15 protein-coding genes and 1 pseudogene are annotated in these 15,554 nt (G+C 61.5%); 9 read left to right on the top strand and 7 right to left on the bottom strand.

What is annotated here, in order from left to right; translation table 11 throughout:
• The first annotated feature begins 58 nt into the window (after window positions 1-58).
• A complete protein-coding gene (locus HX793_RS29690) occupies window positions 59-979 on the top strand; it encodes a bifunctional helix-turn-helix transcriptional regulator/GNAT family N-acetyltransferase (protein WP_177049934.1) in 921 nt (306 codons plus the stop codon).
• A gap of 37 nt (window positions 980-1,016) precedes the next feature.
• Here HX793_RS29690 and HX793_RS29685 read toward each other — a convergent pair whose 3' ends face one another.
• Entirely contained in the window at window positions 1,017-2,420 is a 1,404-nt protein-coding gene (locus tag HX793_RS29685; RefSeq protein WP_177096149.1) for an MFS transporter, read from the bottom strand.
• 143 nt (window positions 2,421-2,563) lie between these two features.
• Window positions 2,564-3,094, bottom strand: a complete 531-nt coding sequence (locus HX793_RS29680) for a GNAT family N-acetyltransferase (RefSeq protein WP_177096151.1) — start codon at window positions 3,092-3,094, stop codon at window positions 2,564-2,566.
• A gap of 153 nt (window positions 3,095-3,247) precedes the next feature.
• On the opposite strand from HX793_RS29680, the gene proP reads away from it, so the two are divergent.
• Together proP and HX793_RS29670 are read left to right on the top strand one after the other, a co-directional pair.
• The gene (proP, locus tag HX793_RS29675) at window positions 3,248-4,750 is read left to right on the top strand and encodes a glycine betaine/L-proline transporter ProP (protein ID WP_033896594.1); all 1,503 of its coding nucleotides are present in this window, start codon (window positions 3,248-3,250) and stop codon (window positions 4,748-4,750) included.
• Window positions 4,751-4,802: 52 nt separating this feature from the next.
• A complete protein-coding gene (locus HX793_RS29670; RefSeq protein ID WP_177049940.1) occupies window positions 4,803-5,306 on the top strand; it encodes a GAF domain-containing protein in 504 nt (167 codons plus the stop codon).
• A 2-nt stretch (window positions 5,307-5,308) separates the two neighbouring features.
• Here HX793_RS29670 and HX793_RS29665 read toward each other — a convergent pair whose 3' ends face one another.
• Window positions 5,309-6,082, bottom strand: a complete 774-nt coding sequence (locus tag HX793_RS29665) for an AraC family transcriptional regulator (protein ID WP_177096153.1) — start codon at window positions 6,080-6,082, stop codon at window positions 5,309-5,311.
• A 146-nt stretch (window positions 6,083-6,228) separates the two neighbouring features.
• Here HX793_RS29665 and HX793_RS29660 point away from each other — a divergent pair, with 146 nt between their 5' ends.
• Together HX793_RS29660 and HX793_RS29655 are read left to right on the top strand one after the other, a co-directional pair.
• Window positions 6,229-7,440, top strand: a complete 1,212-nt coding sequence (locus HX793_RS29660) for an MFS transporter (RefSeq protein ID WP_016979981.1) — start codon at window positions 6,229-6,231, stop codon at window positions 7,438-7,440.
• A gap of 109 nt (window positions 7,441-7,549) precedes the next feature.
• On the top strand, window positions 7,550-8,716 hold the full coding sequence (locus tag HX793_RS29655; protein WP_177049943.1) for a GGDEF domain-containing protein: 1,167 nt from the start codon (window positions 7,550-7,552) through the stop codon (window positions 8,714-8,716).
• On the opposite strand, the gene iolG is transcribed toward HX793_RS29655, so the two are convergent.
• Window positions 8,713-9,717, bottom strand: coding sequence for an inositol 2-dehydrogenase (gene iolG, locus HX793_RS29650; protein ID WP_177049945.1), 1,005 nt, complete (start codon window positions 9,715-9,717; stop codon window positions 8,713-8,715). The two genes, HX793_RS29655 and iolG, sit on opposite strands and share 4 nt — an antisense overlap.
• Window positions 9,718-9,751: 34 nt before the next feature.
• On the bottom strand, window positions 9,752-10,777 hold the full coding sequence (locus HX793_RS29645) for a LacI family DNA-binding transcriptional regulator (RefSeq protein ID WP_177096155.1): 1,026 nt from the start codon (window positions 10,775-10,777) through the stop codon (window positions 9,752-9,754).
• 125 nt (window positions 10,778-10,902) lie between these two features.
• Between HX793_RS29645 and HX793_RS29640 the strand changes: the two genes are divergently transcribed.
• From HX793_RS29640 to HX793_RS29630, 3 genes are read left to right on the top strand one after another with little or no spacing between them, the layout of a single operon-like run.
• The gene (locus HX793_RS29640; protein WP_177096156.1) at window positions 10,903-11,739 is read left to right on the top strand and encodes an SDR family oxidoreductase; all 837 of its coding nucleotides are present in this window, start codon (window positions 10,903-10,905) and stop codon (window positions 11,737-11,739) included.
• Window positions 11,739-12,872, top strand: coding sequence for a phytanoyl-CoA dioxygenase family protein (locus HX793_RS29635; protein ID WP_177096159.1), 1,134 nt, complete (start codon window positions 11,739-11,741; stop codon window positions 12,870-12,872). The genes HX793_RS29640 and HX793_RS29635 overlap by 1 nt, the downstream gene beginning before the upstream one ends.
• A gap of 41 nt (window positions 12,873-12,913) precedes the next feature.
• Entirely contained in the window at window positions 12,914-13,837 is a 924-nt protein-coding gene (locus tag HX793_RS29630; protein ID WP_177096161.1) for a sugar ABC transporter substrate-binding protein, read from the top strand.
• A 125-nt stretch (window positions 13,838-13,962) separates the two neighbouring features.
• Here the strand turns inward: HX793_RS29630 and HX793_RS29625 are convergent.
• Window positions 13,963-14,352, bottom strand: a pseudogene (locus HX793_RS29625) (MAPEG family protein); the annotation flags it as partial.
• Complete coding sequence (locus tag HX793_RS29620; RefSeq protein WP_177049960.1) at window positions 14,345-14,650, bottom strand: DUF2834 domain-containing protein; 306 nt, start codon at window positions 14,648-14,650, stop codon at window positions 14,345-14,347. The pseudogene HX793_RS29625 and the gene HX793_RS29620, both read right to left, overlap by 8 nt.
• A gap of 82 nt (window positions 14,651-14,732) precedes the next feature.
• Between HX793_RS29620 and HX793_RS29615 the strand changes: the two genes are divergently transcribed.
• Window positions 14,733-15,521 carry a helix-turn-helix domain-containing protein gene (locus HX793_RS29615; RefSeq protein ID WP_177060416.1) on the top strand — a complete coding sequence of 263 codons (789 nt, stop codon included), beginning with the start codon at window positions 14,733-14,735 and terminating at the stop codon, window positions 15,519-15,521.
• The last annotated feature ends 33 nt before the right edge of the window (window positions 15,522-15,554 follow it).

Raw genomic sequence — 15,554 nt, 5'->3', positions numbered from 1 at the left:
ACATGGTTGCCTTAAGCAACAATATAATTGCTTCAGGCAACCATTCGAGCATTCCCGCATGTCCACTCCCCTGCTTGTCGAACGCGCCGGCATCGTGCGCGGCTTCAATCGCTTCTACACCCACCAGATCGGCGTGCTGCAGGAACACCTGCTGCAGAGCGACTATTCGCTCACCGAAATCCGCGTGATGTACGAACTGTCTACCCGTGGTGATCTCACCAGCGCCGACCTGTGCCAGATGCTCAGCCTCGACGCGGGCTACCTGAGCCGATTGACCAGTGGTTTCGAAAAGAAGGGCCTGATCCAGAAAGTCCGCTCCGCCACCGACGCCCGCGCAGTGCAACTGCACCTCACCGACCACGGCCGTGCAGTGCTGGCGCCCCTGGAACAGCAGACCCAAAGCGAAGTCATCGTCCTGCTCGACAGCCTGCCGGAGCCCCAACAGCGGCAACTCACCGATGCCATGAAGCGCATCCAGGCCCTGCTGCAAGGCACGGCGCCCAGCTATCTGCTACGCGACCCACAGCCAGGCGACATGGGCGTGGTGGTGCAACAACAGACCGCGTTGTATGCCCGTGAATATGGCTGGAACTGGGAGTTCGAAGCGTTGGTGGCGGAGACGGTCGCCAAGTACCTGAGGGCGTTTGATCCAACCTGCGAGCGTTGCTGGATCGCGGAAAAGGACGGCGACGTGGTGGGCTCGGTGTTCGTCATCCGCCACGGCGAAAGCACAGCCCAGCTACGCATGCTCTACGTGGACGCCAGTGCGCGCGGCATGGGCATCGGCCAACGGCTGGTGGATGAGTGTGTGCGCTTTGCCCGGCAGGTCGGCTACCAACGCATGCAACTGTGGACGGTGGACATCCTCGGCGATGCACGCAAGCTCTATCAGAAGGCCGGGTTCGCGTTGGTCGAGGAAGAAACGATAGACAGCTTCGGCAAATCCCTGGTCAGCCAGACCTGGGCGCTCACGCTGTAAAGCGGTCCCGCGCCGTTGCGGCGCGGGACGTTGGACCTTACAGGTCAGTGATTTCCTTGTGACGCGGCACCAGCGTCTTCATCACGCTCCAGGCCACCAGGTAGGCCAGTGCGCAGATGGCGAACATGATCATGTAGCCGGTGTGGATGTCGCCGACGGACTTGTAGTAGTCGAACACCCAACCGCCGATCTTGGTCATGACCACGCCACCCAGGCCGCCGGCCATGCCGCCGATACCGACCACCGAGGCCACGGTTTTCTGCGGGAACATGTCCGACACGGTGGTGAAGATGTTGCATGACCACGCCTGGTGCGCCGAGGCGCCCACACCAATCAGCAATACCGGCACCCAGAAGCTGATATAGCCCAATGGCTGCGCCAGCAACACCACCAGCGGGAACAGCGCGATCACCAGCATGGCTTTCATGCGGCCATCGTAGGGCGCATCGCCGCGTGCCATGAAGTAGCTGGGGAACCAGCCGCCGCCGATACTGCCGACCATGGTCATGCTGTACAGCACCGCCAGCGGCATGACGATATCGGCGCCTTTCATGCCGTACTGCGCCGACAGGTAGGTGGGCAACCAGAACAGGAAGAACCACCACACGCCATCGGTCATGAACTTGCCGAAGGCAAACGCCCAGGTCTGGCGATAAGTGAGCAGCTTGAACCACGAAACTTTCTTCTCCACGGCGCCAGCAGGTGCAGGGGTGAAAGGCTGCACGGTCTGGTCGCTGCGGATATACGCCAATTCTTCAGGCGACAGGCGTTTTTGCTCATCCGGTTTCTTGTAGAGCGCGATCCACACCGCTACCCACACGAAACCCAACCCGCCAATCACGATAAACGCCGCTTCCCACCCCCACAAACCGGCAATCAACGGCACGCAGATCGGCGCCAGGATCGCACCCACGTTCGCGCCGGAATTAAAAATACCGGTGGCCAGCGAGCGCTCTTTCTTGGGGAAGTATTCGGCGGTGGCCTTGATCGCAATCGGGAAGTTGCCCGCCTCGCCAATCGCCAATACCGCACGCGACAGCATGAAACCGGCAATCGACACCGGAATCACCGCCAGGCCAATTGCCCCGCTGATGGCCGCGATGCCCTCGCCCATCGGCACCGAGAACGCATGCATGATGGCGCCCGTGGACCAGATACCGATCGCCACCACATACGCCGTCTTGGTGCCGATCTTGTCGACAAAACGCCCGGCAAACAGCATGGAGATCGCGTAGACAAACTGGAACACCGCCGCAATGTTCGCGTAGTCGGTGTTGCTCCAGCCAAATTGCGTAGACAGCTGCGGCGCCAGCAAGCTGAGCACCTGGCGATCAAGGTAGTTGACGGTGGTCGCGAAAAACAGCATCGCGCAGATGGTCCAGCGATAGTTGCCTACAGCTTGGCCAACGCGGTGTGCGTTGATGGGCTCGTTCAAGTTCATGGCATCACTTTTTATTTTTGTTAGGTAGGACATATGTAACGTCATATGTCGTCGTACAACTGTCACTTTTATATCGGGACGCCAGAACGCTGTCAATCTGAAAGATTGCCGTTTATCGAGGTATTGCGCGGGTATGTGAAATGTCAGGCAAAAGCAGTTGTAGGATGACGAACGCGTAGTACCAAGCTGGGTGCCTTACCCGGCACATCGTCGAGCGTACCGAAAGGCTGCATGCCGATCTTTTCCAGCACGCGGATGGATGCCGCGTGATCCGGCCGTACCAACCCGAACACTTCGGGCAAGCCGAGTGTTTCAAAGGCCAGCTTTAATGCATCACGGCCCAACTCCGTGGCGTAGCCCTGCCCCCAGGCTTGCACCGCAAACCGGTAACCCAGGTTGATGCGTCTATCGGTCAGGTAGTCCATCGGCGCGATGCCACCAAACCCGATGACGTGATCCGGCGCTTCGACGCGTGCAATCGCCCACCAGCCGTAGCCTTGGGTAGCCCATTGTTCGAGCCAGTGATCGAGCAGGCGTTGTGCAACCTCCAGGCTGGCCATGGGGCCGGCGGGGTTGAACAGGTTGGTCTGCGGATCGCCGTAGATCGCGAATAATCGCTGCACGTCACTCGGTTGTGGTCGGCGGTAGGTCAGGCGCGAGGCGGCGGCAGGCATGCGGTTTTCTCCTGGGTAAACCTGTGAAGTTCAATGCATGTGCAAAAAAACGCAAATAGAGGTGAATTATTTCATGTCCGCTTGTATCTGAACTGACAGAGCGGTGCCATCGCAACGATGGCACCTCCCCTGTTCTGCTTTAGAGTGCCCCGCATGAAATTACGTAAGAAAAGCGTCAAGCCCATCGGATTGAAAGACATCACCATCGTCGACGACACCAAGGTGCGCAAGGCAATCACCGCCGCTGCCCTGGGCAACGCCATGGAATGGTTCGACTTTGGCGTCTACGGTTTTGTCGCCTATGTGCTCGGCAAGGTGTTCTTCCCCGACGCCTCGCCCAGCGTACAAATGATCGCTGCACTCGGTACGTTCTCGGTGCCGTTCCTGATCCGTCCCCTGGGTGGTCTGTTCTTCGGCGCCCTGGGCGATAAATACGGACGGCAAAAGGTCCTCGCCGCGACCATTGTGATCATGTCCCTGAGCACCTTTGCCATCGGCCTGATCCCCTCCTACGCCTCCATCGGCATCTGGGCGCCGATTTTGCTGTTGCTGTGCAAAATGGCCCAGGGTTTTTCGGTGGGCGGTGAGTACACCGGCGCGTCGATCTTCGTCGCCGAGTATGCCCCGGACCGCAAGCGTGGCTTCCTCGGCAGTTGGCTGGACTTCGGCTCCATCGCCGGTTTCGTGCTGGGCGCGGGCGTTGTCGTGCTGATCTCAAGCATATTGGGCGAAGCCGACTTTGAGTCATGGGGCTGGCGCCTGCCGTTCTTCCTTGCCCTGCCCCTGGGCATTATCGGCCTGTACCTGCGTCATGCGTTGGAGGAGACCCCAGCCTTCCAGCAGCACATGGACAAAATGGAACAAGGCGACCGTGAAGGCCTGACCCACGGCCCCAAAGTCTCGTTCAAGGAAGTGGCGACCAAGCACTGGCGCAGCCTGCTGACCTGCATCGGCATCGTGGCGGCGACCAACGTGACCTACTACATGTTGCTCACCTACATGCCGAGCTACCTGTCCCACAACTTGCACTACAAAGAAAACAGCGGCGTGCTGATCATCATCGCGATCATGGTCGGCATGCTGTTCGTGCAGCCGTTCATTGGTTTCATCAGCGACAAGATCGGCCGCAAGCCCTTCATCATCGCTGGCAGTATCGGCCTGTTGTTCCTGTCCATCCCGGCGTTCATGCTGATCACCAGCGGCAAGATCGGCCTGATCTTCGCGGGCTTGCTGATCCTCGCCGTGATCCTCAACTTCTTCATCGGCGTAATGGCGTCGACGTTGCCCGCCATGTTCCCGACGCACCTGCGCTACAGCGCGTTGGCCAGTGCGTTCAACGTGTCGGTACTGATCGCCGGCGTAACCCCGACCGCCGTAGCCTGGCTGGTGGAAAGCACCAACGACCTGTACATGCCCGCCTACTACCTGATGGTGTTTGCCGTGGTCGGCCTGATCACCGGCCTGACCATGAAGGAAACCGCCAACAAACCCTTGCGCGGCGCAGCGCCGGCCGCTTCGGACATGGAAGAAGCCAAGGAATTGCTGCAGGAACACCACGACAATATCGAGCAGAAGATCGAAGACATCGATGCCGAAATTGCCGAACTGGAAGCCAAGCGCAAAAACCTGGTCGAGCAGCATCCCCGGATCAACTAAGCCCTGACCCTGCGTGGCGGCCGAGGCCGCCACGCCATAGGAGTGTTCACATATGGTTCCAAGCGTTACCGCAGCCTCGTTACTCAGCGCAGATGAACGCGCCGCCATCGCCGAAATCGAAGCCACCACCAGCATCCTGCACCTGATCACGCGCCTGACCGGGATGCGCTTCGCCGGTATCGCCAAGTTCACCGACCTGGAATGGGTGGTGTGCTCGGTCTACGACCCGCTGCAAATGGGCATCAACGTCCACGATGTACTCGACCTGGAAACCACGCTGTGCAGCGAGTTCTGCATCAATCCCCAGGCGCTGTTCATCCCCGAGATCAGTAAGAACGGCCGTTTTGCCACGCGCCCGGTGGTCAAGCAATACGAGATCGAAAGCTACGCCGGTGCACCAATCTTCCTGCCCGACGGCCGTTTGTACGGTGCGTTGTGCGCGCTGGACTCGCGCGCCATGCTGTTTGACGACCCGAACCTGCCGGAAACCCTCAGCCTGTTCGCACGGCTGATCGGCTGTATTTTCTACGCCAACCTGACCTCCACGGATCAGTAGCCCTACCTGAAGAAATGGCTCGGCGTCTTGCCGAACTGTTTCTTGAACATACTGGTAAAGGCGCTCGGGCTTTCATAACCCAGCTCCAGGGCGATATCGATCACCTTCTCCCCCACCGCAATCCTCTCCAAGGCCAGCAGTAGCCGCGCCTGCTGGCGCCACTGGCCGAAGGTCATGCCGGTTTCCTTGCGGAACAGGCGCTGGATGGTTTTCTGGTCCAGATTCAAGCGCTCGCTCCAGTGGGCGACCGTAGAGGCATCGCCGGGTTCTTCCTGCAACGCGAGGCAAATGCGCTGTAGGCGCGGGTCGGCGGGCTGGGGCAAAGACAATGGCAAGGCCGGCAGGATGGCGAGTTCGTCGAGGATCAGGTGCATGATCCGCGCATCCCGTGAATCCTCGGCATAGGGTGGTTTCAGGCTGACTGAAGCCTTGATCAGCTCGCTCAGCAGCGGCGAGATACTCACCGTTTTCGGTTCGCCCGGCATGTTCGGGAAGCGATCCGGGCGTACAAACACGCTGCGCATCTTCAACGTACCCACGCACCGCAGGGAATGCACCTGCCCGGCAGGCATCCAGATCCCGCGATTGGGCGGCACCGTCCATTGGTTGAGCGCCGAGTACACCACCATCACGCCTTCGATGGCGTAGAGCAGTTGGTGCTTTTCGTGGCTGTGGTCGGGGATCACCCAGTTTTCCGGGTAATCCGTGGCGGAACTGATGACCGCCCAGGCACCTTCGTTGATTTCCTGGAGGAATTCGTTGAGTGGTTTGATCATTTCGCCCTTTTTGCAATAGTTGTCGCCCTAATTACGCGAGACAGGCATTCCCGACGAATCTAGCATGAACGCCGAATCATTTTGTAATGGATGGCGACCTTAAGAAGTTGCCGCCTCTGATTAGCTGCCTTGTATGGAATGCCTGCATGTCGACCCTCACCGCGTCACCCGCCGCTGCAACCACGACACCCCAAGCCAGCCCGTTGGTCATGCGCGTCCTCGGCGCCTGCGCCCTGGCGCATTTGATCAATGACCTGATCCAGGCCGTGCTGCCGTCGATCTACCCGATGCTCAAGGCCAACTACGGCCTGTCGTTTACCCAGGTGGGCCTGATCACCCTGACGTTCCAGCTGACTGCATCCCTGCTGCAACCGTGGATCGGCTATCACACCGACCGTCATCCCAAGCCGTGGCTGTTGCCGGCGGGCATGGTCTGCACCTTGATCGGCATTCTGATGCTGGCGTTTGTCGGCACATTCCCGGCGATTCTGCTCGCAGCAGGCCTGGTGGGCGTCGGCTCGTCGACCTTCCACCCGGAAACCTCCCGCGTTGCGCGCCTGGCGTCCGGCGGTCGCTACGGCCTGGCGCAATCGACCTTCCAGGTCGGCGGCAACACCGGCAGCGCTTTCGGCCCGTTGCTGGCGGCCGCAATCATCATTCCTTACGGTCAAAGCCATATCGCCTGGTTTGGGCTGTTCGCCGTGTTTGCCATCCTGGTGCTCTACGGTCTGAGCCGCTGGTATCGCCATCACCTCAACCTGTTCAAGCTCAAGCAAGGCGGCAAAGCCACCCACGGTTTGTCCAAAGGCCGCGTGACTTTTGCCCTGGTGGTACTGGCCGTGCTGGTGTTCTCCAAATACTGGTACATGACCAGCCTGACCAGCTACTTCACGTTCTACCTGATCGAAAAATTCCAGCTGTCGGTCGCAAGCTCGCAGATGTACCTGTTCCTGTTCCTCGGCGCCGTGGCCGTCGGCACCTTCGCGGGTGGCCCGATCGGCGACAAGATCGGGCGCAAGAAAGTCATCTGGTTCTCCATCCTGGGTGCCGCGCCGTTCACCCTGGCCCTGCCCTACGTCGACCTGTTCTGGACAGCAGTGTTGAGCGTGGTGATCGGGTTCATCATCGCGTCGGCCTTCTCGGCCATCGTGGTGTACGCCCAGGAACTGGTGCCGGGTAACGTGGGCATGATCGCCGGGATCTTCTTCGGCCTGATGTTCGGGTTCAGCGGGATTGGCGCAGCGTTGCTCGGTTTGCTCGCGGATACTCACGGTATCGAGTACGTCTACAAGCTGTGTTCGTTCCTGCCATTGGTGGGCATCCTGACGATATTGCTGCCCTCGACCAAGGGCGCCTGACCTGCCGATCATCGCCTGGCCGTATGCCATCACGATGAATACTCTGAAAAACCTGCGTGTGCGCTTACAATCCCGGTTCTAAACGCACACCAGGCAGACCCGGCAAGACATGACGCTCGACCCTCCTACGATTCTGGCACTCACCGTTGCCCTGGCAGCCGCTGCCGCCCTGTACCTGGCCGTTGAATGGCGCAGCGTGCGCGAACCCTCGCTGCTGTGCTGGAGCGCCGGTTTCGCCACCATCACCGTCGGTTCCACCCTGGCCCTGCTGCGCCTCAATGGCTACCTGATGATCGGCATCTGGTTCGCCAACGGCTTGCTGGTGACCGCGCACTTCCTGTTTTTGCTCGGTGTGGCGCGGTTCACCCAAACGCGGCTGTCGCTCCTGTGGTTGCTGATGCTGGTGGTCTGGCTGGGCATGCTGATGCTGCCGGCCGACCCTTCCTGGTCCAAAGCCATGCTAGCGGTGCAGTCGCTGCTGGTGGCGTTGCCAACCCTGCGCGCCAGCTTTTTGCTGCGGCCCCATGGCAAATCCCTGAGCATCGGCGCGGTGCAGTTGCGTTATGTGCTGTTGATCCATGGCGCGTTCTATGTGGCCAAGGCGCTGTCGGTGCTGATCCCCGGCACCTTGATCGACCTCGCCGCGTTCAAGGGCGAGATCATCCAGATTTCCCTGGTGGAAGGCGCCATGGCGATCATGCTGATCGCGCTGTCGATGACCGGCTCCGAACGCTACCGCCGCGAACAACAGATCGCCCGCCTCGCCGCCCGCGACCCGCTGACCGCCCTGTACAACCGCCGCGCCCTCGACTTGCGCGCACCGCGCCTGCTGGCCCAGGTCTCACCCGCGCAACCCGGCGCCTTGCTGCTGATCGACATCGACAATTTCAAGTCGGTCAACGACCTTTACGGCCACACGGCTGGTGACCGTTTGCTGATCGCCTTGAGCGAGATGATTCGCAGCGTGGTGCCCCAAGGCGCGTTGGCCGCACGCCTGGGCGGGGATGAATTCGTGATCCTGCTGAACCCGGCGTCCACCGAACAGATCGTCGAACTGGGCAGCAGCCTGCGCGACCAGTTTCATCAACTGGCCTCGCAATCCTTCACCACGCCAGCGCCGGTGACCCTGAGTATCGGTGCCAACCTGTTCGACCAGCCGCCGCCGAGCCTCACGGCGTTGATCGAGCAAGGCGATACCACGCTGTATGAATCCAAGCGTGGCGGGCGCGACAGCATTCGCCTGGTCGACCGGACCGGCGCCAGTTCCTACGGCTAGAGGTCGTAACTGACCGCCACGCTGCGTCCGGTCTTCACCGACTCCAACGCGCAGTCCGCCAAATGCAAGGCATACAGCCCATCGCGCATGCTGGTGGGCAGTGCCTTGCCGCTGTTCAGCGCATCGATGAACTGCGTCAGCTCATTGCGATACGCATCCGCATAGCGCTCCAGGAAAAAATGCTGCAACGGCTCCAGCGCTTCGGTGTGCTCCGCGCTCCAATGGCGCAAGGTGCTCGGGCGGTGGTTGTCGGTGAGCAGCACGCCGAGGGCGCCGGACACCTCCACGCGTTGGTCGTAGCCGTACACCGCCTGGCGGCAGCAGTTGATGTGGCATTGCTTGCCGGAGGCGGTGCGCAGCAACACCATCACGCTGTCGTAATCGTCGATCTCGGCCAGGCTTGGGTCCACCAGGCGGCTGGCGATGGCGCTGACGTCTACCGGTTCTTCGCCGAGCAGGTGGCGGGCGGTGTCGAAGTCGTGGATGGTCATGTCGCGCAGGATGCCGCCGGAGTGGGCCAGGTAGTCACGCGGCGCCAGGCCGGGGTCGCGGCTGGTGATGATGACCTGGCGCACCGCGCCGATCTGCCCGGCGTCGAGGGCTTGGCGCAGGCGCAGCATGTCGGGGTCGAAGCGCCGGTTGAAGCCGAGCATCACCTTGCCGCCCTGGCGCTCCACGGCTTGGGCGGCGCCACGGGCCTTGGCGATATCCAGGTCGATGGGCTTTTCACACAACACCGCCTTGCCTTCGGCCACCGCCGCGAGGAGTAGGTCGATGTGAGTGTCGGTGGGCGTGCCAATCACCACGGCGTCGATGTCTTTGCGGGTGAGCACGGCGGCGCAATCATAGGCGGCTTCGCAACCCAATTGCGTGCTCAGCGCATCGACGCCTTCGCGCCAGGGGTCGGCCACCAGCACCAGCGTGGCATGGGGGTGGGCGGCGACGTTGGCGGCGTGGATCTTGGCGATGCGCCCGGCACCCAGAACGGCGATTCTCAGCATGGTCGAACTCCTGATGTTGTTATTGAGGGAGTACTTAATCCGGCAGGTTGAACGGTGTGACGATCTGCACCTGGGAGGGCGCAATCGGCCCGGCCTTCCATAGCCGGTGGTACTGCAAGATGTGCAGGAACAGGTGCCGCGCATCGATCTGCAGGTTGTGATCGATGATCGCCGCGACTTTCTCTTCGCGCAGCAGTTGGCGGTTTTCTTCGTCGAGGTCGTGGCCAATAAAGACCTCCAGCGGCCGATCCTGGGCGGCAAAAGCATCGACAATCGCGCGGTTGCCGCCGCCGACGCTGTACACCGCCTTCAATTCGGGATGCTGTAGCAGCGCCTGGGTCACCCGCTCGAAGGTGCGGTCGTAAACGCCGTAGCCGCCGCTGACATCCAGCACCCGCAAGTGCGCGGCACGCCCGCGCAGCCAGGCGCGAAAGCCCATCTCGCGTTCTTCCTCGCCACGGAACAATTCGCTGCCGATCACCACCGCCACGTCCTGGGGCTGCGCCGGCAGCCAGCGTGACATCAGGTAGGCGGCGGTCTGGCCGGCGGTGCGATTGTCCATGCCCACATAGCCGATGCGCTCGCTTTGCGGCAAGTCCGTGACCAGTGTCACCACCGGAATGCCCGCCGCGATCAGTTGCTTGACCGCCAGGTTCACCGCCGGCTCATCCGCTGCCTTGAGCACCACGCCCTGGCTGCCGGTGTCCAGGCAGCGCAGCAATTGGTCGTGCATGGCCTGGGGCTCGATCTCTTCGAACAGGTGAAAACGCGGAGCGATCCGGAACGGCGCCAGGCTGCCCAGTTGCGCGGTGATCGCCGCCTGCACCGCTGCGCTGAAGCGCTTGGGCGTGTGCATGATCACGTCGACATGAAAGGTACGCCCCACCGCCAGGCCGTTTTTCTCCTGGGATTCCAACTCATCCAGCGCCTGCTCGATACGCCGCCGGGTCTGGGCGTGCACGCTGCCGCGCTGGTGCAACACGCGGTCGACCGTGGCTTTGCTCACCCCGGCCTGGGTGGCGAGCTGCTTGATGGAGAAGTGCTTGGCGCGTTCGAGCATGGGGTTTCGCCTGAGGTGTTTTTGAGGTCTTTTTTGGGCGTTACTGAGGTTTCGCAATGCTAGTCTCAGTTTTGCCTGGCGTCGAGCCAGGCGATGAACAACAACAAAAAATCCTGGAGGACTGCATGCCTAACACCGATCTCGCCACATCGTTCAGCGGCCAATATTTTGTCGTCACCGGCAGCACCCAGGGCCTCGGCGCCGCAGTGGCACGCACCCTGGCCGAGCGCGGCGCCGCCGGGTTGATCATCTGCGGACGGCGTCGCGCCCAAGGCGAAGAGCAGGTACGGCTGCTGGCACAGCTGGATTGCCAGGCGTTTTTTGTCGAGGCCGACCTGGAAAACGTCGAGGATTGCCGCGCGATCATCGACGCGGCACGCACCCACTTCGGCACCTTGCATGGGCTGGTGAACTGCGCCGGGATGTCGGACCGCGGCACCATTCTGGATACCTCGCCGGAGCTGTTTGATCGACTGATGGCGGTGAATGTGCGGGCCCCGTTCTTCCTGATGCAGGAAGCGCTGAAGCTGATGATCAGCAACGGTGTGGAAGGCGCGGTGGTGAATATCCAGAGCGTCACCGGGCATGGCGGCCAATCCTTCCTCAGCGCGTATGCGGCGTCCAAAGGCGCGCTGGCGATCCTCACCAAGAACGTGGCGTTCAGCGCGCTACGTAACCGTATCCGCGTGAATGGCCTGAATATCGGCTGGATGGACACGCCCCATGAGGATGACATCCAGCGCCAGTACCACGGCGCCCAGGATGGCTGGCTGGAGAAGGCCGAACGCGCGCAACCGTTTGGGCGCCTGCTCAAGCCTGAAGAGGTGGCGCGCAGCGTGGCGTTCCTGCTGTCCAGCGAGTCGGGGATGATGACCGGCTCAGTGATCGATCTGGAACAAGGCGTGGTCGGTTGCACCGACGGCGGCAGCCCGCAACCCAACCAGGCGCTGGGAGGTGTGTGATGTCGGCGTTCGTGACTGAACAGGCCGTGCGCCTGGCGGATTTCAGCGAGCTTTGCGCGCAACAGGTCGATATCGGGGATTACCCGCTGTGCTCTGAAGTGCTGAACAATGTGCCGATCTATCAGGCCCGCACCCTGCGCAACACTGACCGTTTGACGGCGATGAACGAACTGCACCGCCTGTTCCGTGAGGGGCCTGGGGTGATGGTGGTGCGCAGCGCTTATGAAGACCTGGAGGTGGTGGACCGTCACAGCCAGGTGTTCGAAGCGATTTTCGCCAACGAGGCCGCGCAAGGGGTGGCCGCCGATCACTTCGCCAAGGCTGGCAGCAATGGGCGCATCTGGAATTCGTTGCAGAAAGCCGCGCTGCAGTCGCCCGCCTCCTTTGTCGAGTACTACGCCAACCCGCTGCTGGGGTTGATCGCCGAGGCGTGGCTGGGCCCGAGCTATCAGGTGACCGCCCAGGTCAACGTGGTGCACCCCGGCGGCCAGGCGCAGCAGCCGCACCGTGATTACCACTTAGGGTTCCAGACCAATGACGTGGTGGAGCGCTTCCCCCTGCCCCTTCACCTGCTGTCCCAATACCTGACACTACAGGGCGCGGTAGCGCACTCGGACATGCCGCTGGAAACCGGCCCGACGCAGTTGCTGCCGTTTTCCCAGCAATACACCCTGGGTTATCTGGCATGGCGGCGCCCAGAGTTCATCGACTACTTCCAGCAGCACGCCGTGCAACTGCCGCTGAACAAGGGCGACCTGTTGTTCTTCAACCCGGCGCTGTTCCATGCCGCTGGCACGAACCGCACGCCGGACCGCCAGCGCATGGCCAACCTGCTGCAAATCTCCTCGGCATTCGGCAAGCCCATGGAAGCCCTCGATCGCGATCGCATGATGCTTGCGGTGTACCCGGCCCTGCTCGATAACACCGCGTTGGATGCCCAGGCCGTGCACGCCGTGATTGCCTGCACCGCCGACGGCTATTCCTTCCCCACTAACCTGGACACCGACCCACCTTTAAAGGGCCTGGCCCCGCAAACCGGGCAGCAGCTGATGCAGCAAGCCCTCGACGAACGCTGGCCGCTCTCGGACTTTGCCGCTGCCGTCGCGCAGATGCGAGCCAAGCGCCAAGCGTGAACCCTCTGTTTTAACAACAACAAGAAGAACGGAGCACCCCCATGAAGAAGCAACTCCTTGCGGCACTCTTTACCCTGGCAATCAGCCCCTGGGCGCTGGCCGATATCCGTATCGGCGTGAGCATCGCCCAGGTCGACGATGTCTTCCTCGCGCAAATGCGTGACTACATGGCCGCCCACGCCAAGGCACTGCCCGGCGTGACCCTGCAATTTGAAGACGCCCAGGGCGATGTGGTGCGCCAGCTCAACCAGGTGCAGAACTTCACGGCCCAGGGCATGGACGCGATTATCGTCAACCCGGTGGACACGGCGGCCACGCAAAAAATGACCGCCAATGCCCAGCAGGCCAAGACCCCGCTGGTCTACGTCAACCGCCGTCCGGATGCCCAGCAGTTGCCAGCGGGCGTGGGCTACGTGGGCTCGGATGAGGTCAAGGCCGGTGAAATCCAGATGCGCTACCTGGCCGAGAAAATGGGCGGCAAGGGCAACCTGGCGATCATGCTCGGGCTGCTGTCCAACAACGCCACGCACAACCGCACGCTGGGGGTGAAGACGTTGCTCAAGGAGTATCCCGACATCAAGATCGTCGAGGAGCAGACTGCCGAGTGGCAACGCAACAAGGCAATCGACTTGATGAACAACTGGATCGTGTCCGGGCGCAAAATCGACGCGGTGGCGGCGAATGCCGATGAAATGGCAATCGGCGCAGCCATGGCGATCAGCCAGGCAGGGATGCAGCCGGGCAAGGACATCCTGGTGGCCGGCAGCGATGGCGGCCCAGCGGGGTTGGACGCGGTCAAGAAAGGCCAGTTGCTGGTGACGGTGTACCAGGACAATAAAGGCCAGGCGGTGGGTTCGATTGACCTGGCGGTGAAGATGGTAAAGAAGGAACCGTACACGGCTGAACTGACAATTCCTTATCAGCAGATCACCAAGGAGAACTACCAGGCCTTCCTCAATCCTTGAACCTCAACACACCTCCCTGTAGGAGCGAGCTTGCTCGCGAAGAACGCAAGATCAACGCGTGCATTCAGGCAACCCGCGTTATCGTTGACGTTTTTCGCGAGCAAGCTCGCTCCTACAGTGCCCATACCAAATAGGCAGACCACACCCACCCCATAAGCGAGCGTGCGCCAGGGTTGCCATCCCATCAAATACGCTACCGTATGCACCACCCGCGCCACGGTGAAGCTGCCGAACAGCCAGGGGGTGGTAACCAGGGAAGTCTCCAACGCCACACACAACCCACCCAACACGAAAAACAGCGGGATGTTTTCCAGGTCATTCGTCCACGCCTTGGCCGCTCTCGTGACCTGAGGCAGTTCCTCGACATGGGTGGCGCGGTCGAAGAATCGTGCATCCTCGGGGTTGGTAAAGGCCTTGAGCCTCAGGCGAAAAAAGCCCTGATAAGCGGAAATTGCAAACATCTTCAGGCACAGCACCAGCACACACAGCGCGTAAACCTGCAAAAGATCACTCATCGCGCCCCCCATTTACCACCAGATAGAGCAACGGCCCCACCGACACAAACACCGCCGTCAGCACAAAATACGGCAGCAGCGAAACCACCGAGCGCCCGCGTCGCCGCGCATCCCGGTACATCCATACACACGCCAGCAACGCCATCAGATACAGGTCGATCACCACCTGCGCGGTGTCCGGCCGCGACATCAATTCGCGGCCAAAGGCCAACAGCGACTGCTCGGCTGTCAGCATCGTCGCCAGGGTGTAGAGCGAGAATCCCAGCAAACCGGCCAGGGCGATAAAGCGACTGTTCATGGTCTCTTCCTTGAGTGATGGAAGCCCACGTTAGTGATAAGGTTCGGCCCCTCGCAATGACCTCGGAGGTCATGATTCCGCCATGGACAACCCTGCTACCGCCGGCGAACAACTGCGCCAATTGCGCCGTCAGGCCAAGCTGAGCCAGCTCGACCTGGCCCTGATCACCGGCATTTCCCAGCGCCACCTCAGTTGCATCGAGACCGGGCGGGCCAAGCCAGGCACCGCCACATTGCATAGTCTGTTGACGGCACTGGAGGCACCGCTGGAGCAGTGCAACCGCGTTTTCCTCGCCGCCGGCTATGCGCCGCGTTACGCCGCCACCCCGCTCGCCTCGCCCGCCATGGCGGCAATCCGCGAAGCCGTCAGCCATGTGCTGCACGCCAACAATCCGGCCCCTGCCATCCTGTTGGGCAGCCAGTGGGAAGTGCTCGCGGCGAATGCCAGTACCGGCGTGTTGTTTGAATTAGTGGGCATCCGCGCGGATGCCGCTGAGGGCGTGAACTTACTGACGACGCTGCTGAAGCCGGGCGGCCTGGGCGATCACCTGATCAATGCCGAGGAGATCCGCACCCAGGCCTGGCAGCGCGCTACCCGTGAAGCGCTGGGCAATCCCGAACTGGCCGCGCTGCTGGCAACCCTGCCAACTCCCGCCAACACCGAACTGCCTGCGCACATGCCACCGCTGGTGTTGACCCGCGTGCGCTCACGCCAGGGTGAACTGAGCTTTTTGTCCACCTTCACCACGTTTGGCATGCCCCAGGACATCACCCTCACCTCCCTGCGGATCGAACATCTGATTCCTGCGGACGAGGCCACCTGGCAGGTGATGCGCGGCGCCTATGCGGAGTATGCCGCGCTGGTTTTGTGAAATATCTGTCCGTAGACTGCCGCCATACCCCCA

The sequence above is a fragment of the Pseudomonas reactans genome (assembly GCF_013387025.1).
GTDB classification, from domain to species: domain Bacteria; phylum Pseudomonadota; class Gammaproteobacteria; order Pseudomonadales; family Pseudomonadaceae; genus Aquipseudomonas; species Aquipseudomonas reactans.
The sequence above is the reverse complement of the archived record's forward strand: the minus strand, read 5'-3'. Positions and strand labels throughout refer to the sequence as shown.

Excerpts from the sequence above, each read along its gene's own strand:
- HX793_RS29690 (WP_177049934.1), top strand. The coding sequence starts at position 59 with ATGTCCACTCCCCTGCTTGTCGAACGCGCCGGCATCGTGCGCGGCTTC.
- HX793_RS29685 (WP_177096149.1), bottom strand. The coding sequence starts at position 2,420 with ATGAACTTGAACGAGCCCATCAACGCACACCGCGTTGGCCAAGCTGTA.
- HX793_RS29680 (WP_177096151.1), bottom strand. The coding sequence starts at position 3,094 with ATGCCTGCCGCCGCCTCGCGCCTGACCTACCGCCGACCACAACCGAGT.
- proP (WP_033896594.1), top strand. The coding sequence starts at position 3,248 with ATGAAATTACGTAAGAAAAGCGTCAAGCCCATCGGATTGAAAGACATC.
- HX793_RS29670 (WP_177049940.1), top strand. The coding sequence starts at position 4,803 with ATGGTTCCAAGCGTTACCGCAGCCTCGTTACTCAGCGCAGATGAACGC.
- HX793_RS29665 (WP_177096153.1), bottom strand. The coding sequence starts at position 6,082 with ATGATCAAACCACTCAACGAATTCCTCCAGGAAATCAACGAAGGTGCC.
- HX793_RS29660 (WP_016979981.1), top strand. The coding sequence starts at position 6,229 with ATGTCGACCCTCACCGCGTCACCCGCCGCTGCAACCACGACACCCCAA.
- HX793_RS29655 (WP_177049943.1), top strand. The coding sequence starts at position 7,550 with ATGACGCTCGACCCTCCTACGATTCTGGCACTCACCGTTGCCCTGGCA.
- iolG (WP_177049945.1), bottom strand. The coding sequence starts at position 9,717 with ATGCTGAGAATCGCCGTTCTGGGTGCCGGGCGCATCGCCAAGATCCAC.
- HX793_RS29645 (WP_177096155.1), bottom strand. The coding sequence starts at position 10,777 with ATGCTCGAACGCGCCAAGCACTTCTCCATCAAGCAGCTCGCCACCCAG.
- HX793_RS29640 (WP_177096156.1), top strand. The coding sequence starts at position 10,903 with ATGCCTAACACCGATCTCGCCACATCGTTCAGCGGCCAATATTTTGTC.
- HX793_RS29635 (WP_177096159.1), top strand. The coding sequence starts at position 11,739 with ATGTCGGCGTTCGTGACTGAACAGGCCGTGCGCCTGGCGGATTTCAGC.
- HX793_RS29630 (WP_177096161.1), top strand. The coding sequence starts at position 12,914 with ATGAAGAAGCAACTCCTTGCGGCACTCTTTACCCTGGCAATCAGCCCC.
- HX793_RS29620 (WP_177049960.1), bottom strand. The coding sequence starts at position 14,650 with ATGAACAGTCGCTTTATCGCCCTGGCCGGTTTGCTGGGATTCTCGCTC.
- HX793_RS29615 (WP_177060416.1), top strand. The coding sequence starts at position 14,733 with ATGGACAACCCTGCTACCGCCGGCGAACAACTGCGCCAATTGCGCCGT.